The organism is Paenibacillus aurantiacus (assembly GCF_042431225.1).
GTDB classification, from domain to species: Bacteria; Bacillota; Bacilli; order Paenibacillales; family Paenibacillaceae; genus Paenibacillus_Z; species Paenibacillus_Z aurantiacus.
The window spans coordinates 167,669-190,660 of record NZ_JBHMDO010000034.1 but is presented as its reverse complement, the minus strand read 5'-3'; the positions used below and the strand labels follow the sequence as shown (position 1 = coordinate 190,660).

General features: G+C 54.4%; 15 protein-coding genes. 13 read left to right on the top strand and 2 right to left on the bottom strand.

Translation table 11 applies throughout. From position 1 onward, the window contains the following. Positions 1-163: 163 nt before the first annotated feature. Positions 164-928, bottom strand: coding sequence for a DeoR/GlpR family DNA-binding transcription regulator (locus ACFFSY_RS22335; RefSeq protein WP_377498220.1), 765 nt, complete (start codon positions 926-928; stop codon positions 164-166). A 239-nt stretch (positions 929-1,167) separates the two neighbouring features. Between ACFFSY_RS22335 and ACFFSY_RS22330 the strand changes: the two genes are divergently transcribed. The 11 genes from ACFFSY_RS22330 to ACFFSY_RS22280 all read left to right on the top strand — a co-directional run bounded on the left by ACFFSY_RS22330 (position 1,168) and on the right by ACFFSY_RS22280 (position 19,164). Then, entirely contained in the window at positions 1,168-2,211 is a 1,044-nt protein-coding gene (locus ACFFSY_RS22330) for an oxidoreductase (protein ID WP_377498218.1), read from the top strand. A 31-nt stretch (positions 2,212-2,242) separates the two neighbouring features. Beyond that, positions 2,243-2,719 carry a heme-degrading domain-containing protein gene (locus ACFFSY_RS22325; RefSeq protein ID WP_377498216.1) on the top strand — a complete coding sequence of 159 codons (477 nt, stop codon included), beginning with the start codon at positions 2,243-2,245 and terminating at the stop codon, positions 2,717-2,719. A gap of 291 nt (positions 2,720-3,010) precedes the next feature. Then, the gene (locus ACFFSY_RS22320; protein ID WP_377498214.1) at positions 3,011-3,997 is read left to right on the top strand and encodes a sugar-binding protein; all 987 of its coding nucleotides are present in this window, start codon (positions 3,011-3,013) and stop codon (positions 3,995-3,997) included. Beyond that, positions 3,994-5,460, top strand: coding sequence for a sensor histidine kinase (locus tag ACFFSY_RS22315; protein WP_377498212.1), 1,467 nt, complete (start codon positions 3,994-3,996; stop codon positions 5,458-5,460). The genes ACFFSY_RS22320 and ACFFSY_RS22315 overlap by 4 nt, the downstream gene beginning before the upstream one ends. Further along, complete coding sequence (locus ACFFSY_RS22310) at positions 5,453-7,018, top strand: response regulator (RefSeq protein WP_377498210.1); 1,566 nt, start codon at positions 5,453-5,455, stop codon at positions 7,016-7,018. Before ACFFSY_RS22315 ends, ACFFSY_RS22310 begins: the two co-directional genes overlap by 8 nt. A 249-nt stretch (positions 7,019-7,267) precedes the next feature. After that, a complete protein-coding gene (xylF, locus tag ACFFSY_RS22305) occupies positions 7,268-8,377 on the top strand; it encodes a D-xylose ABC transporter substrate-binding protein (protein WP_377498208.1) in 1,110 nt (369 codons plus the stop codon). A gap of 89 nt (positions 8,378-8,466) precedes the next feature. Beyond that, positions 8,467-9,978, top strand: a complete 1,512-nt coding sequence (locus tag ACFFSY_RS22300; RefSeq protein ID WP_377498206.1) for a xylose ABC transporter ATP-binding protein — start codon at positions 8,467-8,469, stop codon at positions 9,976-9,978. 44 nt (positions 9,979-10,022) lie between these two features. Next, positions 10,023-11,165, top strand: coding sequence for a sugar ABC transporter permease (locus ACFFSY_RS22295; protein WP_377498408.1), 1,143 nt, complete (start codon positions 10,023-10,025; stop codon positions 11,163-11,165). A gap of 454 nt (positions 11,166-11,619) precedes the next feature. Beyond that, complete coding sequence (locus ACFFSY_RS22290; protein WP_377498204.1) at positions 11,620-12,444, top strand: AraC family transcriptional regulator; 825 nt, start codon at positions 11,620-11,622, stop codon at positions 12,442-12,444. Positions 12,445-12,617: 173 nt separating this feature from the next. Then, positions 12,618-13,493, top strand: a complete 876-nt coding sequence (locus ACFFSY_RS22285; RefSeq protein ID WP_377498202.1) for a proline dehydrogenase family protein — start codon at positions 12,618-12,620, stop codon at positions 13,491-13,493. A gap of 397 nt (positions 13,494-13,890) precedes the next feature. Beyond that, complete coding sequence (locus tag ACFFSY_RS22280; protein ID WP_377498200.1) at positions 13,891-19,164, top strand: S-layer homology domain-containing protein; 5,274 nt, start codon at positions 13,891-13,893, stop codon at positions 19,162-19,164. Between the two features lie 225 nt (positions 19,165-19,389). Here the strand turns inward: ACFFSY_RS22280 and ACFFSY_RS22275 are convergent, their stop codons facing one another. Further along, positions 19,390-19,995, bottom strand: coding sequence for a TetR/AcrR family transcriptional regulator (locus ACFFSY_RS22275; RefSeq protein WP_377498198.1), 606 nt, complete (start codon positions 19,993-19,995; stop codon positions 19,390-19,392). A 324-nt stretch (positions 19,996-20,319) separates the two neighbouring features. Here ACFFSY_RS22275 and ACFFSY_RS22270 point away from each other — a divergent pair, with 324 nt between their 5' ends. Beyond that, the gene (locus tag ACFFSY_RS22270) at positions 20,320-21,774 is read left to right on the top strand and encodes a 4-hydroxyphenylacetate 3-hydroxylase family protein (RefSeq protein WP_377498196.1); all 1,455 of its coding nucleotides are present in this window, start codon (positions 20,320-20,322) and stop codon (positions 21,772-21,774) included. A gap of 24 nt (positions 21,775-21,798) precedes the next feature. Further along, positions 21,799-22,959, top strand: a complete 1,161-nt coding sequence (gene ssuD / locus ACFFSY_RS22265) for an FMNH2-dependent alkanesulfonate monooxygenase (protein ID WP_377498194.1) — start codon at positions 21,799-21,801, stop codon at positions 22,957-22,959. The last annotated feature ends 33 nt before the right edge of the window (positions 22,960-22,992 follow it).

Here is a 22,992-nt window from a genome sequence, read left to right as displayed (position 1 = left end):
AGTAATAGGTAATAGGTTCGATTATACGAAAAAGTACGGGGGTGTCCCAAAAGTCATCGAAAAGATGACGTTGGGACACCCCCGTTTTCAAATGCAATGTTTCGTCTGGGGGAAGGCTGGCGTCAAGCTGAGTCGGCCCCATTTATTGTTCAGATGATCGATGTTAAATAGAATTTGGCGCAACGACCACTTCAATATCAAATTCGTGAAAAATTTTATCAAATGGGGCCTTCGGTTCGGTATCGGTGATAAGCATGTCGATCGCATCGTATGAACAAACGCGGTGGAAGAGCGTTTTCTCGAATTTGGACGAATCTGCGAGCAGGATGACTTGATTTGCTCGTTTGATCATCTCCCGCTTCAAGTAGGCTTCCTCAACAGAAGGGGCGAATAAGCCTTCCGCCGTAATGCCGCATGTACCCAGAAACAGCTTATCCACCCTGATTTCATTCAGCATCTCAATCGTACGAGGGCCAGAGGCGTAGCGGTGCCAGGTGTTGACAACGCCACCTAGCAGATGGGTGGTTGTCTGCGGTTTGTCACAGAGTACGGCTGCGATGTCGATGGAATTCGTGACGACGACATTATCCATCGTGGACATGAACTCCGCTATATACTGCGTGGTCGTTCCGGTATCCAGCAACAAATAATCGCCGTCTTGGATGCGTGACGCCGCTGCGACCGCAATGAGACGTTTGCTTCCGGAATCAGCCAGTCGTTCCTTATAGCTGTTGATGTGCTTCGTCATGGAAGGCAAGATCGCGCCGCCGCGCACGCGGACGATGAGGCCGTCCGTTTCCATTTTGACCATGTCGCGCCTGGCTGTATCATAAGAAACATCGTATAATGCGCAAATCTCTTCCATGCTTATTTTTTGATTTATTTTCAAATAGTCCACGATCGTCCTGATCCGTTCCTCTTGATTCATCCTCTTGGCCACCTTATCCGCATTCTATTCCTCATTATATGCATTCGACAAATTTGAATTCAAGTGTAATCCGGAAAATTTGCGGTATATACGTAATGATTCGCGCGAATCCATGCATATAACAGGCCATAAACTTGATATTATAAGTGAAATAATTATATTTGTATTGAAAAGTTGCAAACCACCATTTATACTGGGGTTGCAAATGCGTTAGATAAATAGGAAAGGTGGAGAACGTTATGAACAAGGTTAAAGTAGGGATCGTCGGTTTCGGCTTATCGGGACAGGTTTTTCACGCGCCTATTATTCAAGCTGCAGATAGGATGGAGATCGTGAAGGTCGTCTCCGGCAATCCGCAAAAGGTCAAACAGCAGCTGCCGCACACTGAGGTGGTCGGTACGATCGACGATCTGCTGCTGGATGAGGCCATTGATCTTGTTGTAATCACGTCGCCGAATCATACGCATTATCCGTATGCGAAGCAAGCGCTGCAAGCTGGCAAGCATGTCGTGGTCGAGAAGCCCTTCGTTATCCATTCGGAGGAGGCACGCGATCTGATCGAGACGGCCAGCCAGCACAAAAAACTGCTCAGTGTCTATCAAAATCGGAGGTGGGACAATGACTTTCTGACATTGAAGCAAACGATAGCATCCGGTGTTATGGGGGAGATTGCTCACTATGAGGCGCATTTTGACCGCTACCGTCCGCAAGTATCGGACAGATGGAGGGAGCAGGAGGGTCCGGGTTCCGGTATGCTGTATGATTTGGGCGCGCACTTGATTGACCAAGCGCTGCATCTGTTCGGCAAGCCGATCAGCGTATATGCCGATGTGTTCCCGCAGCGGGCAGGCTCCAAGGTCGACGATTATTTTCATCTCGTGCTCCATTACGACAAGATGCGGGTTATTCTACATAGCGGCTCGCTCGTTACCCGGCACGGTCCGAAGTTTCAAGTGCATGGCAGCCAAGGCAGCTTTATCAAATACGGACTGGATTCGCAGGAGGAGATGCTTCGTCAAGGCGGCTTGCCAGGTCAGCCAGGCTGGGGTGCGGATAGAGAGGAATGGCATGGTGAGCTGACGTTAGCTTCGGATGGGACGAAGCAAACAGAGAAGGTGAAGACGCTGCAAGGCGGCTATGAGCGGTTCTATCAGGCGATGCTTGCTGCTATTACGAATCATGGTCCTGTACCGGTTCAGGCCGAGGATGCCATGAATACGATCAAGGTTATTGAGCTGGCCATGCAAAGCAATGCGGAGAAACGAACAGTTCCCTTCGAGTAATGGTCGCTGCTAAAGAATAGGAGGTCAGACATTGAACGAGCTTGAACGTTTGCTGGATGAATTGAAGCGTGAAGAAGAGGACATGCAGTTCGAGCATTTCAACAATCGCACGGCTTATGAATTAGGCACGGCGATGACGGACGAAGCTTATCGCAAAGGCTTACCGATCATCATCGACATCAGCAAGGGCGAGCAGCGGCTTTTTCACCATGCATTGCCTGGCACTTCGAAGGACAATGAGGAGTGGGTCCAGCGTAAGAACCGCGTTGTACGTCATTTTCTGCACAGTTCATTGTATATGGGGACGTATTACAAGCTGCACAATACCGATATTGTGCAAAAATCCGGTCTAGATCCGGCGCAGTATGCCACCCACGGCGGCGCATTTCCGATTATTGTCCGCAACACGGGCGTCGTAGGCACGGTTACCGTCTCTGGCTTGCCGCAAAGGGAAGATCATGCGTTCGTGGTCAGCATGCTTCGACGGTTTTTGAATAAGGAACTGTAATGGAAATCATAGACCGATGGAGCGAGGTTGCCCGCAGCGCGCAAGGGGCGCGCCACGAAACCTCCGCGCGGGCTTAATCGATAAATAGCGGGGAGTAGTTTGCCGAGGCAGCTGCTCCCTTTCTTCATAAGGGCAGCATGACGCACTGCAGCCGCAAAGCGCTCCAAGCCGATGCGAAAGGCAATTAAGTGCAGATAAAGGACAAAAAAATGCTGTTCGATAACGCAGTTCTCATTCTTGTATCCGCTTACAAACCTCGATATGATAGAGGGATAACGAGGTGAGGGATTAATGACGGACAAAAAGTGGATGGCTGTCAGCTTCCTGGTGCTGATTGTCTTTACCTACTTCCTGGTCAGCTTCGTGAGCCAAACGATGACGATCAAGCATATTACGGGACGGCTGAAGGGAGATCCCCGATTGACGATGAACGAGCGCCATATCGTGTTGGTCGAGCAGGAGCAGGGGCATCCGTATTGGCAGCTGGTGGAGCGGGGAGCGACCGATGCGGCCGAAGCGAACGATATCGCGATCGAATGTATCGGCCCTGTCCGGAACAATATGGCGGAGCAGCTGAAGCTGCTGGAGAAGGCGATCGCCTCCAAAGTGGACGGCATCATCGTGCAAGGCTTGAACCATGAACAATTCACGCCGGTCATCAACAAAGCGGTGGAGGCCGGCATTCCGGTCATAACCGTCGATGCGGATGCGCCAAGCAGCAAAAGGCTTTCCTTTGTCGGCACCGACAATCTGGAGGCGGGCAAGCGTCAAGGGGAGCTTGTGGTCCGCTCTACCGGGGGTACCGGGAAGATCGGGGTGATCATCGGCAGCGATAAGGCGGAGAATCAGCTCGAACGACTTGAAGGCATCAAGCGCGTCATCGGCGGGTATCCGGGACTGCATATCGAGGAGGTCCGGTCGTCCAATATTTCGCTCATCGAGGCGATTCAGCAATCGGCCGAGATGCTGCAGCGCAACCCGGAGATTACGACGATGGTCGGCACAAGCGCCACCGATGCGCTGGGCATTCTGCAGGCGGCGAAGAGCTTGAAACGCAGCGATATTCAGATCATCGGCTTCGACGATTTGCCGGAGACGATCGAGGCGATCCGCAGCGGGCAAATCGTCGCGACCATCGTCCAGCAGCCCTACCGGATGGGCAAGCAGTCGGTCGAGCTGCTGCAGCGTTATTTCGATGGGGGCGCCTTATCGAACGAATACTTTACCCGCGCCGAAATCATGGATGCGGCCGCAATGGCAGGAGGCATGAACCCGTGAGCATCCATAAAAAAATGTTCATCTTCATCCCCATGCTCGTCCTCCTGATGAGCTTCGTCTCGTACTTCCTGTTCAATAGCAGCCGGAACGTGCAGGAAAGCTATTCCCTCATGATGAACCGCGTTCTTCTCTACAAGCAGGTTTCCCGGGAAAGCAAAGAGGTCATGCGGTATTTGAACCGGTATGTCATTCAGCTGGATGCGGAGAGCTACTCCGATCTGGACCGGCATACGAAACTGCTCCGCGAGCTGCGGGATGAAATCGGGCGGCTGGAGCGAAATAAGACGAACGCGCTCCAGGTGGAGAATTATTTGAACATGATGGATACATTCCTGGATCAGAGCTGGGAGCTGCTCTCCAATATGGATCAGGATTCGCGGATGAAGGCCGGCGCCTATATCCAGGCGGAACAGACGGCCGGATTTATCGGGGAGGACGGGCAGGCGCTGGTCGATCTCGAGCTTGAACATTACCGCCCCGTCTACGAAGATATCATGCAAGCGAACAAGCGGATCAACGAACTCGGCGTGTATTTGGTGTTTACGGTGGCCTTGCTCAGCTTCGTGATCGCGCTCTGGCTCTCGACGAGCATCAGCATCCCGATCCGCCGGCTCGTGCTGACGGCGAAGCAGATTTCGAAGGGGAGGCTGGACACCAAAGCACCGGAGCTGCGCACCGGCGACGAAATCGGCATCCTTGCCCAAACGTTCAATCAGATGCTGGACAATATGCAGGATTTGATGGCGAAGAACGTCCAAAGCGTGGAGAAAGAGAGGCTGGTGAAGGAGCTCGAGCTGAAGATGCTGCAAAGCCAGATCAACCCGCATTTTCTGTTCAATACGTTGAACGCGATCGCGAAGCTGGCCTATATCGAAGGCGCGGAGAAAACGAGCGATCTCACCGTGTCCGTATCCCGGCTGCTCCGGTACAACCTGCAGAAGCTTGACCATCCGGTGACGCTGCGGGACGAGGTGGAACATGCGATGGAATATGTGGCGATCCAGAAAGCCCGTTTCCGGGAGCGGATCCGTTTCGTCACGGACATCGACGGGGACGCCCTCGAGCAGACGGTTCCGTGTCTGACGCTGCAGCCGATTCTGGAGAATGCCGTTATTCACGGCATCGAAGATATGGAGGAAGGCGCGGAGCTTAAGCTCGGCATTCATATGGAAGATGCCCATATTACCGTTGAGATTTCGGACAACGGGGCGGGGATGGACGAGCGGAACCGGCTCAAGCTGCTGGATTCGTTAGCGGAAGACGCGCCAGCTCCGCATCGCGGCAAACGGGAAACGACCGGACTCGGGACGGCGAACGTATTTAAGCGGCTGCATCTGTTCTATGACGGCATGCAGCGGATTGAAATCGAAAGCGAACTAGGCGAAGGGACGACGGTCCGGTTTATTTTGCCTGCCAGATTAGATGTCTCCCATAAAGGAGCGGAAGAGGTGAGCCATGTATAAGCTGCTAATCGCGGACGATGAAGCATTGGAGCGGGAAGGCCTGGAAATGATGACCAGACGGATGATGCCGGATCGGTTTTTGTATTACCATGCGGAGAACGGGCGCAAGGCGATTCAACTGGCGGAGGAGCACCGTCCGGATTTTATCTTCATGGATATCAAAATGCCCGGGATTCAAGGATTGGAGGCGATCCGCGAGATCCGCAAGAGGCACCCGCATACCCGAATCATTCTCGTCACGGCCCATGACTACTTCGCCTATGCGAAGGAGGCCGTCTCGCTCGGCGTGAAGGAGTATCTGCTGAAGCCCGCCAAGCGGGAGGAGCTGCTCGACGTGTTGAACCGGATGATCGCGGAGAAGGAAGAGGAAACGCACAAACGGGGAGAAGAGCTCGAGATCAAAGAGAAGCTGACGCGGCTGCTGCCGCTTGTGGAGAACGAGGTCACGCTCATGCTGATGATGGATTCCGTCCACGATACGGATGCGTCGGCGCTGGCCGAAATGACCGCCGTCCACTGGGAGAAGGGGTATGTCATGGTGCTCGTCTTCCCTTACCGGGAGGTGAGCTGGGAGGCGCTGCAGCAGGTCCGGAAGGAGCTGCACGAAAGCTTCAAAGCCTTTGCCAAGGCACAGCTTCCCTGTATGGTCAGCCCTATGGTCGGCAACCGTATCGGGGTGATGGTTCCGGCCGATTCCCAAGGCGCCGGCTTCGCGCAGCGGGTGGATTCGGTGCAATGGGGGGAGCGTTTCCTCGACTTTATCGAAATGAGATTCGGATGGAAGCCGGTGATCGGCATCGGTCCGGTACGGGACGGTATCGACGGATTGCGCTGCTCGTATCAAGCCGCCGTAGCCGCCGCTGCCGACTCTCGGGCGGCCGCTCGCATCCGTCATTCGGAGGATATGCGGCAGAGCGGCGGCGGGGACGACGCGTACATGCTCGAAGAGGAACGGCGTCTGCTGGATGCGCTTGCCAGACAGCAGAGGGAGGAGGCGCGCGCCCGCTTTACCCATCTGCTGGATCTTCACATGGGGACGGCATCGGATGATCTCGTACGGGCCAGGAATGGCGTCGCGGCCTTGCTCGTTACCGCCAGCCGCCAGCTCGGCGTGCCGCTTCCAAGAAATTTCCTGTCAACGCTTGCAGAGGCGGAGGATGAAGGCATGCTGCGCCAGACGGCTTTCGACCAGCTGGAGCTGATTCTTGCGGCACAGAGCGCGGAGCGGGAGCATCGGCAAAGCCATGTCGTGGAACGGGCGAAGCATTATGTCAAACAGCGGTACAAATCGGACATTTCGATGGAGCAGACGGCGGAATCGGTCAATTTGAGCCCGTACTACTTCAGCAAAGTGTTCAAGCAGCTGACGGGGGAGAATTTCATCGACTATTTGACCCGGTACCGCATTGAAGAAGCCAAACGGCTGCTGGGGGACGAAGCGCTCAGCTTCAAGGAAATCTGTTACGAGGTCGGCTATCGGGATCCGAATTATTTCAGCCGGATTTTCAAGAAAACGACCGGCGTGACCCCGACCGAATACCGCCAGCAATTATCGTAAATCGTGGATGTCCCTGTCATGCGGCAGGGACTTTTTTATATTGCAGAGATCTGAAATGAAACCTCCCCGCCAAAAAAATGCTAGCGTTGAAAATGATTATGATACCGCTTTCAAAGAGTGCCAAATCTGTGCTGCTACGTGCCAATTCTGTGCAGACCGCCATTGTATCGAGGCGCTTCCAGGCTTGCTAGAATCGGATTGTAGGTAAACGAACCAATCGCAATTCATCGAAAAAGGGGAGACGTTGGCATGAACAAATGGGGCAAACGAACAGGGGTCGGCCTGGCCGGCTTGCTGTTGGCGGCGGCTGTTACGGGATGCGGCATTGTAAGTAACGAGGAAGGATCAAAGGGGCAGACGTCGTCCGATCAGCCGGCAGCGGGAAAGGAAGATGACGGAAAGCTCGTGATCGGCATGTCGATGGATACGCTCAAGGAGGAGCGCTGGCAGAAGGACCGGGATATTTTCAGCGCCAAAGTCAAAGAGCTTGGGGGCGAAGTGAAGGTATTGGCGGCCAACGGCGACGACGCGACGCAGATGAGCCAGGCCGAACAGCTGATCTCCCAAGGGGTGGATGTGCTGGTCGTGATCCCGCATAACGCGGAGGCGACGGCTCAAATCGTGGACAAGGCGCACAAGGAAGGGATCAAAGTCATCTCCTATGACCGGCTGATCAAAAATTCGGACGTCGACTACTACATCTCGTTCGATAACGTCCGGGTAGGCGAAATGCAGGCCAAAGCCATCGTCGATCAAGTCGGCAAGGGCAACTTCGTCTACATTGGCGGAGCGGATACCGATAATAACGCCCACATGTTCAAGGAAGGCGCCATGAACATTCTGAATCCGCTGAAGGACAAAGGCGACATTAAGATCGTGTATGACCAGTTCTCCAAAGATTGGCGGCCGGAGGAAGCGCTCAAAAATATGGAGAACGCGCTGACCGCGAACAATAACGACATTCAGGCGGTCGTAGCCGCGAACGACGGCACGGCGGGCGGCGTCATCCAGGCGCTGTCGGCGCAAGGGCTGGCGGGCAAAATTCCAGTATCCGGGCAAGACGCGGACTTGGCGGCCGTTCAACGCATTGCGGAGGGACTGCAGACGATGACGGTCTATAAACCGATCAACGCGATCGCGACCAAAGCGGCGGAGATGGCGGTTGCCCTGGCGAAGGACGGCAGCGTGGACGGCGCCGAGAAGACCGTTAACAACGGCAAGATCGACGTCCATTCCATTCTGCTGGATCCGATCGCCGTCGATAAGTCGAACCTGGTCGATACGGTTATCAAGGACGGGTTCCACAAGCTGGAGGATGTGTACAAGAACGTTCCGAAGGATCAGTGGCCGAAGCAGTAGCATAATCCAGAAGGGGCGGCAGATTCAAAGCGAATTCGCCGTCCCCCTCTATTGAATAATCATGCTGGGATCGGATAGGGGGTGGGCATATGGTTGTACTGGAGATGAATCAAATTACGAAGGAATTCCCCGGCGTCAAAGCGTTAAACGGCGTGAATCTGAAGCTTGCGAAAGGCGAGATTCATGCGCTGTGCGGGGAGAACGGAGCGGGCAAGTCGACGCTGATGAAGGTGCTGAGCGGCTTGTATCCGGCAGGCACGTATACCGGGGAAATCAGGATCGAAGGGCAGAAGAAGGAATTCCGGTCGATCACGGACGCACAGCAGTCGGGGATCGCGATTATTCATCAGGAGCTCGCCTTGGTCAAGGACATGTCCATCGGCGAGAACATCTTTCTTGGCGCCGAGCCGGTCAGACGCGGCGTGATCCAGTGGGATGAGCTGTACCGGAACGCTTCCGATTGGCTGGAACGGGTAGGTCTGCGAATGAATCCCGATGCGAAGATCGCAAGCCTCGGCATCGGGCAGCAGCAGCTGGTGGAGATTGCCAAGGCGCTGTCCAAGCATGCGAAAATTCTTATTCTGGATGAGCCGACCGCCGCGCTGACCGAAAGCGAGGTCGAGATTCTGATGGGCATTCTGAACCAGCTCCGCGCGGAGGGGGTATCCTGTATCTACATCTCCCACAAGATGCCCGAAGTCTTCCGCTTGGCCGACACCATCACGGTCCTCCGGGACGGCCAGACGATCGCGACGCTTGCTCGCAAAGATACGAACGATGACGAGGTCGTGTCGCTGATGGTGGGGCGGGAGCTGACGGAGCGTTATCCCCGCGTGCCGCGCCGGCCGGGGGATGTCGTGCTGGAGGTGGCCGGCTACTCGGTGTGGCATAAGGAGAAGGCTAATCAGAAAGTGATCCGCGACGTAAGCTTCACGCTGCGCAAAGGCGAAATCTTAGGCATTGCCGGCCTGATGGGCGCGGGAAGAACGGAGCTCGTGACGAGCTTGTTCGGCGCTTATGAAGGCAAGTCGGAAGGGGAAGTGCGGATCAACGGCAAGCCGGTTCGCATCCGCTCCGTCGAAGGCGCGATCAAGGCCGGCATGGCGCTGGTGACCGAAGACCGGAAGCGCCAGGGGCTCGTATTGTCGATGGACGTCAAGACGAACACGACGCTTGCCACCATGAACCGGGTATCGAGCTTCGGGTGGATCAATGGAAACGAAGAGATCAAGTGGGGCCAGAAGTACGTGCAGGATTTGAAAACAAAGACGGCTTCGTTGGAAACGCCGGTCGGCACCTTATCCGGCGGCAATCAGCAGAAGGTCGTCATCGGCAAATGGCTCATGTCCGAACCGACGATTCTCATCATGGACGAACCTACCCGGGGGATCGACGTCGGGGCCAAATATGAAATTTACAGCCTGATGAACCAGCTGGTCGAACAAGGGGTGGCCATCATCATGATCTCGTCGGAGCTTCCGGAGGTACTCGGGATGAGCGACCGGATTCTGGTCATGTGCGAGGGCCGCTTCGTCGAGGAGCTGGACTACCGGGAAGCGACGCAAGAGAAGATTATGCAGGCCGCCACAGGAGGGAAATAACCGTGCAACCTATTTCGCAAACGGCGGATCAAGCCGCGGCCCTTATGCCGGTCAAGGCAAAGTTGATCGGCAAAATGGATGTCCGCGCCTACACGATGGTCGGCGCGTTGATTCTCATTTGGCTTTTATTCGGACTCATGAACGATACGTTCCTGACGCCGCGCAATTTATCCAATCTGTTCACCCAAATGTCCGTTACGGCGATACTGGCCATCGGGATGGTGCTTGTTATCGTGGCCGGCCATATCGATCTGTCCGTCGGCTCGATCGTCGGTCTAACGGGCGGGATCGCCGCGATCATGAGCAACTGGTGGGGGATGCCAACCGTTGTCGTCATCGCCGGAACATTGGCGGCCGGGGTGGCGCTCGGCCTGCTCCAGGGCTGGCTTGTCGCTTACAAGGCGGTTCCGGCATTTATCGTCACGCTTGGCGGCATGCTCGTCTTTAGGGGCGTGTTGATGGGCGTCACCCATTCGACGACGATCTCCGTCTCCGATTCTGCCTTCGCCATGCTGGGCAACGCCTATTTTGCCCGGAGCTTCGGCTGGTTGCTGGCCGCGGCCGCCATTATCTGCATCGTCTGGTCTTCGTTCCGAAGCCGCGCTTCGAGGCAGAAGTACGGCTTTACGGTGTCACCGCTCACGTTCGATCTGCTGTATGCGGCAGGCGCAAGTCTGCTTGTGATCGCCTTCGTAACGGTCGTCAACAGTTATAAAGGCATTCCGTTCCCGATCATATTCGTTATCGTGCTGGCCGTTATCTTCTCCCTCATCGCCGCCAAGACGACGCTGGGGCGCCATATTTACGCCATTGGCGGTAACGCGGAGGCGGCTCGTTTGTCCGGCATCAATATCAAGCGCAGAACGCTCGGCGTCTTCGTCTTCAGCGGCTTGCTGGCCTCGATCGCCTCGATCGTGCTGACCTCCCGTCTGTCATCGGCTACCATATCGGCCGGGAATATGGCGGAGATGGATGCGATCGCGGCATGCGTCATTGGCGGGACCTCGTTGATGGGCGGCTCCGGTAAAGTGACGGGCGCCATTATCGGCGCGCTGGTGATGACCTCGTTGGACAACGGGATGTCGCTGATGGGGCTCGAATCGTTCTGGCAGTACGTCGTGAAGGGAAGTATTCTCGTGTTCGCGGTCTGGCTCGATATCGCCAACCGGAAAAAAGCGGGGAAATGATGATTCGTTGTTGGCTGGGGGCTGCTTCAAACGAGGCAGCTCTTTTTTGCGTTGAGACCGGGAGAAGCCATGGCAATACCTAACAACTTGTCATTCGACACATAAGGGCATTCGAGATTCGATGCCGGATGACAAGAACCTACGTATCTCATAAAAGAAGGATACTTTTGGTTTCTGACGAACCTTAATTACGTATATGTCGTTGGAGAAGGAGCTGCTTTATGCTTTTTAGAACGTATCTTCCCGAAGACCTTCCAGCTTGTATCAACTTATTTATAACGGTGTTTAATCAAGATCCTTGGAATGATGGTTGGACCCGGGAAAAATGACAAGCAGAGACTTGCCTGCTGAAAGATTTTATATGAAAAATGGTTTTATCACGGAAGAACGCCTGATATTTATGGTTAGCGAATAAAGAGTTGAGCGATATTCAAAAAGTATCGACAGAGCCGGGATGGAGGGAGAAAGCATGCCTGAAGTTACGTTTTACCGGGATGAGGCGCTGCCTTTTCTGGAGGGGAAGCACTGTACGGCGGAAGATCTGGCCTACCAAAGGCATTTTCACGAGGAATATTCGGTCGGGCTCATAGATGCTGGCCACACGAACGCCTGGTGCGACGGCGAACAGATTCAGGTGGAAGCTGGGAAAATGATCAGTTTTCCGCCGATGATGCTGCATGCCTGCCATCCGGAGCCGGACGTGGAATGGCGGTACAAGATGTTGTTTATCTGCCCCGACTGGCTGCAAGGCCTTGAACCGGCGGAGCTTAATCGGCTGCACATCCCGTTCTTGGTGGGCGGGGGCAAGAATGAAGCGTGCCGCGAACGATTAAATCGCACGATAGGCGCGCTTGCAGGCGGCGGTTCCCCGCTTGAAACCGAGACGGCTCTCATTGAACTGGTGCAAGCTTTGGTTGACCCTAACGAGAATGACCTGGGGCACGCAGGCTCGCCGGGTGGTCGGGAGCAAAAATACGTGAAGCTGATCAAAGACTACTTGCAGGCAAATTTTACCGAGCGGGTGACGCTTGAGCAGCTGGAGCAGGAAACGGGGATCAGCCGCTTTTATCTGATCCGACTTTTCAAGAAAGGGAGCCATCTGCCCCCTCATGCCTATCAAAACTTGCTGCGCATCAATCATGCCAAAACCCAACTGGAGAAACGGCGTCCGATCGTCGATATCGCGGCGGAGGCGGGTTATTATGACCAGAGTCATTTTACAAAGGCTTTTTTGAAAATCGTAGGGGCGACGCCTAGGCAATATGCGATGTCGATATAGAAGAGCAATTTTTTACAATATTGCGTCCTTCCGCCCAAGTACAATTGAAGTACTTGTAGAAGGGGGAAAAACGTAATATGCACGATAACAAGGAATGGGAACAGCGAGCAGCAGACGCTCTTAAGTCGGTCGCCAGACGAACGGATATCAAGGCCTATGTGGAGTAATCCCCATTGCTATACGGGCTGCTGAAAAAGGCCGCTTTACAGTATGTAACAGGGGAATCCCGAATAGACGGGCTCGGAGCGGGTCAGCGGCTTCTTGCCAAAGGTTATGCCATATCGCTAGAGTACATAGGCGAGAGTACGGCTCATGCCGAGGAATGCGAGGCGGCCGTTGAGGAAATAACCGCGCTGATCGATGATCTCGGTCAAAAGGGGGGATCCGCCCGCGTATCGTTCGATTTGTCGCATATCGGACTGATGCTGGATACCGAGCTTGCTTATACGAACTTAGCCCAAATAGCGGCACGAGCGCAGGTAGCAGAATTGGAGCTGTTCGTCAGCATGGAAGAGTCCGCTAAAACAGAGCGGATCCTGGAGGTATACAAGCGGGCCGCGTCCAGGTATCCGAATATCGGCATTACGCTGCAGGCGCATTTACATCGGACGCCGGATGATTTACCCGCGCTAGCAGCTTTACCGGGGCGGATACGCATCGTGAAAGGCGCCTACCAGGAAGCGGTCGAGGTCGCGATCTCGCGATCCGAAGCGCTGAATGTACGATATTTGCAGCTTGTAGAAAAGGCGCTCGGAGACGGACACCGGGTTTCAATTGCTACGCATGATGAGCGCATCATAGAGGAAGCGATACGGCGAGGTCTATTGACGATGCGTGGCGCGGAGCTGGAGATGCTGTACGGCATCCGGCCGGAGCTTGGCGGCAGGCTGAAATCAGCCGGTTATCCGGTTCGCATTTATTTGACCTACGGCCATGAATGGTACTTGTACTTATGCCACAGGATCGCCGAATATCCGCCGAATCTGTACCGGGCTGTTGCGAATATGGCCGATTCGCAGCGCGTTGATCCTGTGGAGGCCTATGATTAAATCTGTAAATAAGCAATCAAAAAGCCATAAATTTTGGAAGTTGAAGCTGCAATAATAGGCGATAAGGCACCCGGAGAGGTGCCTTTTGCTTTGACTTTGTATCCGCTGGAAATAAAGCAGGAGCTATCCGGAGAGGCCAATCTCAAAGCTACTGCATATTGTTAGCGGCAAACATATATCTAAAATAGGTAGAATCGTGTAGAATTATGTAGAACTTTGTCTAAACAACTATGAAACTAAGGAGACTGCACCATGAAAGAATCACGTTAATCATGTCCGCTATGATAAGTGCACCTTAGGTGCCGAGGGACTTTTTGAGTGTGCGTATTGAGCCGAATTAGTCAGAAATGGAGTGGCGTATTTATCTTATTTTATACATGGAAGAGGGAAGTGCAGCATGAGTGTAATTACATCAAGAAACAAGTGGCTGATTGCCATCTTCGTACTGGCGCTGCTGCTCCAGCCTTTGAGCGGAATTAGGACGGCGTCAGCGGAAAACCCGGGAACAGAGGCAGAAGAACCCCACTTCTCGGGCGGTTCCGGTACGTTGGAGAGCCCTCTAATTATCGAGACCGAACAGCAGCTGAAGAATGTAGGACTTGCGCAGTATGTGGACAAGCACTATTATTTCGCCTTGAAGAATGACATTACATTGACAGCGCCCTGGACCCCGATCGGGACAGCGGATACCCCATTCAATGGCAACTTCTTAGGGATGGGACGCAGTATATACGGGCTGCAGATAACAGGCGATTCTTCATCGAGAATTGGCTTGTTCGGCACATTGAATTATGCAAGAGTGACGAATCTGAATATCATTCAGGGAGAGATTCATGGTTCTCAGGAAGCGGGTCTTGTTGCCGGGCATGTGGAGAATGATGCGCTTATATCGGATGTCCAGGTGACGGGCACCGTCTCCGGATACGCCAGCATCGGAGGCGTGGTCGGTTACAGCGACGGTTCAATGTTTACTCGAGTCACCGCCAAAGTGAATGTGACCAGCGGCCAAGATACCGGGCTTGTGAATGAAGGGTTCGGCGGCATGGTCGGAAAGAGTGAAGAGAGCACGTTCGGTGACTCATCCGCTGAAGGAACGGTGAATGTGCCGCAGGGGCAAGGAGTAGGCGGCTTTATCGGTTCAGGGAAGGACCTCCATGTGGAGCAAGTGTTCACGAATGCGAATGTTACCGGGGGAACCCGTGTCGGGGGGCTGATCGGTTATGTACAAGGCAAAGACAACCTTAGCGACACTGACAATGACGGTACCAATGTATTAGCGACCTATGCGATAAAGGATGTCACGGGCGGGTCCTATGTTGGAGGCCTCATTGGATATATTGATGCCCCTCTCAAAGTGAGGGTTCAGAATAACTTTTCACTCGGGCAGCTGTACTCGAATGCGAGTAGCGCGGCAGGCTTCGGTGGATTAATTGGTTATGCGGAACAGCAGGCAGGCGGTCGGCTGGAAGTGACCCAGAGCTATAATACAGCCAATATTCATATGGCCCAAGTAACAACGAGCATAACTCCGGCAAGCGTGGGACCCGTGTTCGGACAGCTGGTGACGAATGCGAACACAGGCGTGAATAACGATCACTATGACAACCAGGTATTCCAATTCACGGACTCAGCAGCGCTGTTCCCGGCCCCATCGGGAATTAGAGGGTTCACCACGGCTCAGATGAAAACGCAATCCTACTTCTCCGGACTGAACTTCAATGGGATATGGGTGATGCAAAATGCCATGCCGACGAACGGCATGCCGTTTCTGAGCTGGGCGAATACGCCTATCCCTCTGCCAACCCCGCAGGCGGATGCGCCTCCCGAGTTTCTGCCGACTTACCCGATGGTGATTCAAACCACAGCGAATGCTGTAGCGATCGCCGTCAAGATCAATGAAGCGGGTAAAGTGTATTACGTTGCACTGCCTAAGGGGGCAAGCCAGCCTTCCGCAACGCAGGTTAAGGCGGGCAAGGACAGCTTGGGTGCGCTGGCAGCCTATAAAGGCGTCATCGACGTAAGAGCGAATACGTACGACGGGACTGTGATCATCGAGAATTTAGTAGAGACCGAGTATGACGTGTTTCTTGTCGCAGAGGACAAAGCGCTCATTCCGAATCTTCAGGCGCAATCGGTAAAGGTAGCCGTGCGTACGCTGGATCAATCGCCGCCGGTGTTTCTGCCGACTTTTCCAAAAGCGAAGTTAAACCCGAACGGCACAGCGGAATTATTCGTTAAACTGGATGAGGACAGCACGGTGTTCTATGTTGTGCTCCCGCGGGGAGCCAGAAGTCCGTTACCAACTCAAGTTAGAGCAGGTATGGACTATAATGATCAGCTGGTTGGGATTCGCGGGTCTAAAGTGGTCTCCGGCTATACGGAAGACGTTATTAACGTGACGGGACTGACGCCAAATACGGTATATGACCTGTATGTTATCGCGCAAGACAGGGCAGACGCGCCGAACCTGCAGCGCAGCACCGTGAAGCTGGCGCTTAATCCTCCAGATCTGACGCCGCCGGTATTTGCCCCAACCTACCCGAAGGTGACGCAGGCTGGAACGGGCACGGCACAATTGCTTGCGAACATCGACGAGACAGGGACGGTCTATTATGTCGTTGTCCCGGCAGGTAGTCAATTCCCGACACCGGCGCAGGTTAAAGGGGGATTGGACGGGCAGGGCCAGGCGGCGCTGTTCCATGGTTCCAAACCATTTCAAGCGTATCAGACCGATCAGTTCGCATTAACGGGGCTCGGCGCAGAAACGCTCTATGATCTGTATGTCCTCGCAGAGGACGATGAGCCGACGCCGAACGTGCAGCTTGCGGCTACGAAGCTGGAGATTAGGCCTGTGGACGACAGACCGCCGGTATTTGCACCAACCTATCCGAAGGTGACGCAGGTGACGGCCAACGCAGCGAAGTTCTCCGCACAGATCGATGAAGCCGGCAAGGTGTTTTATGTCGTTGTCGCATCCGGCGATTATGTTCCCTCCCGTACGCAGGTCAAAGGCGGCCTGAATGCGTATGGACAGCCGGCCCTTTTCTCCGGTTCCAAAGCTTTCGCGGCGAATACAGCGGATGAGTTCACGATCACCGGGATTGCCTCTGAGACCTACTACGATGTGTATGTTCTTGCAGAAGACGATGAGCCAATCCCGAATGTGCAGCTTGCCGCCACGAAGATCGGAATCATACCCGTGGACGTCACGCCTCCGGTATTCGCTCCGACCTATCCGAAGGTAATGCAGGTGACGGTCAATTCAGCGAAATTCGCTGCACAGATTAATGAAGCAGGGACGATATATTACGTGGTTCTGCCGGAAGGCAGTTCTACGCCGACGCCGCTGCAGGTCAAAGGCGGATTGGATGTACTCGGACAGCAGGCATTGTTCTCCGGCTCCAAAGTGTTCGGAGAGAATACGCCCGATGAGTTCATGATCACGGGACTTGCTGCCAACACGCCATATGATCTGTATGTTCTGGCAGAGGATGATGAACCCGTACCGAATGAACAGCTTGTGGCAAGGAAGCTCGTCATTACGCCTGTAGACTTGACGCCGCCCGTATTCGATCCGACGTATCCGAAGCTGACGCAGGTTACCGGCGAAGCTGCCCAGCTTGAGGCAGCGTTGGATGAGGCAGGCAAGGTCTACTATATCGTTGTCCTGCATGGCGATACGGCTCCGACAGCGAATCAGGTGAAGGCAGGACTAGACGGTGGCGGCGCAGCAGCGAACATCCGAGGCGCTAAGCTTGTGCCGATGGCCCATCAGGCAGTGACGCTGCAGATTGCAGGGCTTATGTCAGAGACCAGCTACGATCTGTATGTGATCGCAGAGGACGATGAACGGACACCGAACCTGCAGCTGAGTCCCGTCATGCTTGCGATCCATACAGTAGACGCTACAGCTCCTGTTCATGCAACCGGATACCCGAAGATGGTGTCCGTTAGCTATCACACGGCACAGTTCAGCGTTCAGGAGAATGAGGCGGGCACGGTATTCTACCTGGTGCTGCCTCGTGACGCCGCTGCCCCAACATCGGCGCAGGTTAAGGCAGGAGTAGACAGCCGGAATCACCCGGTGACGCTGCATGGGTCAGATTCGGTTGCGGCCGATACGGCGAAGACCATTGATCTTCAGAATCTGACGGACAATACCCGCTACGATCTGTACATTGTGGCACAGGATCTTGCAGCCATACCGAATGTACAAGCGCATCCGGCCAAATTACAGTTCGAGACGCCAGCGATTGCGATCAACAACCCGGGCACCCCATCCGTGACATCGTCACCTGGACCTGCCGTCGAGGAAATCACTGTCGAAGTACAGACTGGCAGCGTAGGTAAGGGACCGATCGTGAATAAGACACCGATCAAGCGGATTACAGAGTCCGCCGGAACGATTCGGGACGATGTAACATTAACGACCGAGCGGGCCGCAGAGACGGTCAAGATTTTGGCGCAATCCGGAGATGACACAGCCCGTGTCGTGATTCCGGATGAAACGGATAAGGTATCGAAGGTAGACTTCACAGTACCGAAGGAAGCGACAAAGGCACTCGTTGGCGGCGGCATTAATCTTGAGGTCTATACGGAGAATGTCAGAATTGTCGTACCGCAAGAATCGTTGAATACGTTCCAAACTGATGACCTATACTTCAAGCTCGTTCCATTGAAGTCCAAGCAAGAGCGTGAGGTCTTGCAGGAGCGTGCGAGAGTTGAACAGTCCGTTCAGGCGCTGGCCAATGGACAGGAAGTGACTGCAGTCGCTCGTCCAATGACCATAGAGACCAACATGCAAAGCCGTCAAGTGACGCTGATTCTACCGCTGAAGGATGTTCAACTGCCTGAAAATGCAGCCGAACGGGAAGCTTTCCTTGAGCAATTGGTCATCTATATTGAACACAGCGACGGATCGAAACAAATCGTACAGAAGCCGAGGGTGGTCCAATACGGCGCGAGCGCCGCTCTGCTCGGACTTGAATTCGATGTCGATGGATTTAGTACCTTCACCATTCTGCATGTCGATGAAAAGGCTGGCGAGATGCCGGAGCACAGCCCGTATATCAAGGGCTTCGTCGATCATACTTTCCGTCCAGGTGCGTTTGTGACACGCGCCGAAATGGCAGCTATGCTGGCGCGCAACCTTGAGGAAACGTCTGTACCAAGCGGAGAAGCAAGCTTCGCGGATATTGCAACGCGGCATTGGGCAGCGGGGTACATTGCTTCTGTCCATGATCATGGCATTATGAAGGGTTATACGAACGTTGTCTTCGGTCCAGAGGGTAAGATTACCCGTGCACAGATGGCGGCCATTGTATATCGCTGGCTATTGAAATCGGGTACGCCGCTCAAAGAAGGAACGGCTAACTACCGCGACGTACAAGAATCGCATTGGGCTAGCCAGGCAATCGCCGCGATCGAGCAGTCGGGCATCATGATCGGTTATGCGGATGGTAGCTTCCGTCCTGATGCGGAGCTAACGCGAGCTGAAGCGGTTAAGGTGCTTAATCGATTATTCCAGAGAGGCCCGCTTCAGGGGGTAAGAAGTTCTTCATTCCCTGATGTCGATTCATCACACTGGGCGTTCGAAGAGATTGAAGAGGCCTCTCAAGCACATAAGTGGACACGCGATATAGCAGGAAACGAGACAGTTGTTACGCCTTAATATCATGATCGCGCAAGGGCACCCGAGATCGGGTGCCCTTGCTTTTTCCTGAGCTGCAAGAGTAATGAACTGATGAATTACTGCTGTCTTAATGGCGCAAGCTGGCTGGCTGCTAGTAAATCATGACCCCAAAAAGTTGTTATTGTAGCCTAGTGAGCAACAAATGGAATCAGATATGTGGCCGAAGCCGAGCTTCGGCTATCAGATTGCGCAAGCTTCCCTGTTTTATTCCACGGCCCCCATCGATTTATAAACCCCAAGAAAGGCGAGTCTGGTCAGTTGGAGCGCCATATGGTGCGGGGAATAGACCTTGTTGCCCTCCAGCCATCGTTCGATAATACCGCAGGTCGAAAGGCTGATGTAGTCGAGCAGCACGTCCAGCGGCACCTGGAGCCTCTGATCCATGCCGAGCTTGGAAATGCGGATAAAAAAGCTTTCGCGGACAATCCCGTTTAAGGCGGCGCGAAAATTTCCGGCCGTCGTGCCCAGCAGCATGACCCGATAGAAATGATCGTACTCGAACACATGCTCGAACAAGGTCAGAAAAATCGGATCGGGAGCGTTAAAGGCGGGCGTTAACCCCGCTGCATCAGACGGATTGTGAATTAACGCGGAGAGCAGCTCCATTTTATCCGCGACCATTTTGTCGAGTAAATCCTCTTTATCGATAAAATGCGCATAGAAGGTCGAGCGGTTAATATTCGCCTGCTCGGCAATATCGACCACGCTGATCTCGTCGTAAACTTTGCGGTGCAAAATGGAGAGAAAAGCTTCGCAGATCATGCTGCGCGTACGTACAATGCGGCGGTCGAGCCCCTTGTTAACATTCATCCTTTCGTCACCTCTGGTCCAACATATTCTGGTCATCTGTCGGATAACCGACACTAAACATGGACCTCCAGATGTCTGGTGGATCAGGTCTTCCAAGAAAACGAGCGCTGCACCCCGCCACCTATCAGCCGTTCGCAGCTGTCCCCAAATGCGGCAAGTGTAGGTTATTTCTTTGTTTTCCCACAATTTCTCAAATTCCGTCTGTTAAGCATCGAATCCAGAATTATTGATTGTTGATAGATTTTGGTTAATAGCTATCATAATAAACAAAGCCGATCAAATCAATCGGAAATTATTGAATTCGCACCAAGAAGGAGGGCCAGTTTGCGGGGAGAGAGGTTTATTGCGAGTCTTCATGACGGACGCAGCGTATGGCTGGAGGGTGAGCAGGTGCACCATGTGCCGGAGCACGCTGCGTTCAAGGGGACGTTAAATACGATTAAAGCTTTGTTTAACATGCTGGATGATCCGCATGAGCGGGATAAGGTCGGTTTCCTCGTTCCAGACAAAGGGCAGTATGCGCACAGCTCGTTTCTCGTTCCGTATACGCCGCTTGAACTGGCCAAGCGAAGCCGGTCCTTTGCGTACTGGTCGGCGGAAACGCACGGAATGATGAGCCGCCTGTCGGATTATGCCCGTTCCCTCATAACGGCATGGTATGCGGCGCGCAGGGAGCTGACGGTACTTGATCCGCATTTTGCAGACAAAATAACGGCGTACTATGAAGAGGCGAGGGACCGCGATTTATTTCTGACGACGGCCATCATCGATCCGCAGATCGACCGTTCCAGCGGACTTGATGACGGGCGCATTTCGGAGCGATTTCTTCACGTGGTGCGGGAAACGTCGGAGGGGATCGTCGTACGCGGAGCCAAAATGATCGCGACCGGCGCCCCGTATACGCATGATTTCGTTATCTTCTCGTTCCTGCAGTTTCAGTCCCGGCACCGCAAGCATGCGCATGTGCTGATCGTTCCGGCGAACTCGCCGGGGCTGCACATCGTCTGCCGCGAATCGTTCGCGGATACCCGGGAGCTCAACCATCCGCTGAGCAGCCGTTATGACGAGATGGATGCCGTCCTGTTCTTCGACGATGTGCTTATCCCTTGGGAACGGGTGCTGCTGTACGGCGATCCCGAGAAGGTGCTTAGTTTACGGGCGAACAAGACGGCGAACGGATTGGCCTTTCATCAGAATGTCGTGCGCTTCGTCGCCAAGCTGGAGTTCATCACCGGCGTTGCGTTTGCCGTCGCCGAAGCGATCGGCGTCCAAGGCTTTCTGCACATCCAGGAAAAGCTGGGCGAGCTGATTACGCAGATGGACGTCATCAAGGCGCTCGTGATCGCCTCCGAGGCGAAGGCGGTTCCGGACGAAGCCGGCGTGCTGGTGCCGGATTTGCAGCTTATCGAGACGGCGAGAAGCCTTGGGACGAAATATTACCCCCGCGCCGTCGAAATTTTGCAGCAGGTCGGGGCTGGAGGCTTCGTGCAGACGCCGTCGGGCATCGAGGATTTCTACGGGCCGATCTCGGAGCTGATGCACCGCTACTTCGAGGGCGCCAGCGTGAGCGCGGAGAAGAAGGTAGAGCTGTTCAAGCTGGCCTGGGATTTAATCGGCAGCCCGTTGGGCGCAAGGCATCAGCTGTACGAACGGTTTTACGCCGGCGATCCGATCCGGGGGCTGGCGAATCATTACAACCGGTTCGATAAAGAGTCGCTAACGGCTCCGATTTGGAAGCTGCTTAAAGCGAACAGCAAGGGCGGGATAAAGACCATTTGATTTCATAAGGGCGGAGGAACTTGCATGGAGCTGTTTTGGTTTATTCCGACCCATGGCGACGGCCGATATTTGGGAACGAGGGAAGGGGCCCGCGCGGTCACGTTTCATTATTGCAAGCAGGTCGCTCAAGCAGCCGATGAGCTTGGCTTCGCCGGGGTGCTGCTCCCGACGGGAAAATCGTGCGAGGACGCCTGGATTGCCGCATCTTCGCTCATCCCTGTCACGGAGAAGCTCAAGTTTCTCGTCGCTGTAAGGCCGGGACTGGTGCTGCCGACGACGGCGGCGAGAATGGCGGCTACATTCGACCGGTTCTCGAACGGAAGGCTGCTCATCAACGTGGTGGCCGGCGGCGATCCGGTGGAGCTCGAAGGAGACGGGTTATTCCTCGGGCATGACGAACGTTATGAGCTGACGGACGAATTTCTGACGATCTGGCGCAAGGAGCTCGAGGGCGAAGAAGTCGACTATAACGGTGAATACCTTCAGGTTAAAGGCGGCAATGTGCTCTACCCGCCGATCCAGAAGCCTTATCCGCCGCTCTACTTCGGCGGTTCCTCGGATGCTGCGCTCGAGGTGGCGGCCGGTCATGTCGATGTCTACTTAACATGGGGCGAGCCGCCGGATCAGGTCGAGCGGAAAATAACCCGGATGCGTAAGCTCGCGGCAGAGCGGGGACGCAAGTTACGGTTCGGCATACGGATGCATGTTATCGTCCGTCCGACAGAAGCGGAGGCGTGGCAGGCGGCAGATGAGCTGATCGCCCATCTGGATGAAGAGACGATAGCCTCCGCGCAAAAGATTTTCGATCGGATGGACTCGGTCGGACAGAGACGGATGTCCGAGCTGCACAAGGGCGACCGCTCGAAGCTGGTCATCAGTCCGAATTTATGGGCTGGAATCGGTCTTGTACGTGGAGGCGCCGGCACTGCGCTGGTTGGAGATCCCGACCAAGTGGCGGCACGAATCCGCGAATATGAGGCGCTCGGCATCGAGACGTTTATCTTATCGGGCTATCCGCATCTGGAGGAAGCCTACCGGACGGCGGAGCTGCTGTTCCCGAAGCTTGGCTACTCGAGGACGGGAAGCAGCGACGAACGTTCATTTCTTAGCCCGTTCGGCGAAATGATCGCCAATAACAAAATTCCAGAGCATCGCGTGAACAGCGCATCATCCGCAACTTCATAACGAGCTTCCAGCCGATTAGACCACTAAAGGCGC

Bases quoted from the DNA above. Each gene is read 5' to 3' on its own strand.
- ssuD (WP_377498194.1), top strand. From the start codon at position 21,799: ATGGAGCTGTTTTGGTTTATTCCGACCCATGGCGACGGCCGATATTTG.
- ACFFSY_RS22310 (WP_377498210.1), top strand. From the start codon at position 5,453: ATGTATAAGCTGCTAATCGCGGACGATGAAGCATTGGAGCGGGAAGGC.
- ACFFSY_RS22300 (WP_377498206.1), top strand. From the start codon at position 8,467: ATGGTTGTACTGGAGATGAATCAAATTACGAAGGAATTCCCCGGCGTC.
- ACFFSY_RS22335 (WP_377498220.1), bottom strand. From the start codon at position 928: ATGAATCAAGAGGAACGGATCAGGACGATCGTGGACTATTTGAAAATA.
- ACFFSY_RS22320 (WP_377498214.1), top strand. From the start codon at position 3,011: ATGACGGACAAAAAGTGGATGGCTGTCAGCTTCCTGGTGCTGATTGTC.
- ACFFSY_RS22275 (WP_377498198.1), bottom strand. From the start codon at position 19,995: ATGAATGTTAACAAGGGGCTCGACCGCCGCATTGTACGTACGCGCAGC.
- xylF (WP_377498208.1), top strand. From the start codon at position 7,268: ATGAACAAATGGGGCAAACGAACAGGGGTCGGCCTGGCCGGCTTGCTG.
- ACFFSY_RS22280 (WP_377498200.1), top strand. From the start codon at position 13,891: ATGAGTGTAATTACATCAAGAAACAAGTGGCTGATTGCCATCTTCGTA.
- ACFFSY_RS22295 (WP_377498408.1), top strand. From the start codon at position 10,023: ATGCCGGTCAAGGCAAAGTTGATCGGCAAAATGGATGTCCGCGCCTAC.
- ACFFSY_RS22330 (WP_377498218.1), top strand. From the start codon at position 1,168: ATGAACAAGGTTAAAGTAGGGATCGTCGGTTTCGGCTTATCGGGACAG.
- ACFFSY_RS22290 (WP_377498204.1), top strand. From the start codon at position 11,620: ATGGAGGGAGAAAGCATGCCTGAAGTTACGTTTTACCGGGATGAGGCG.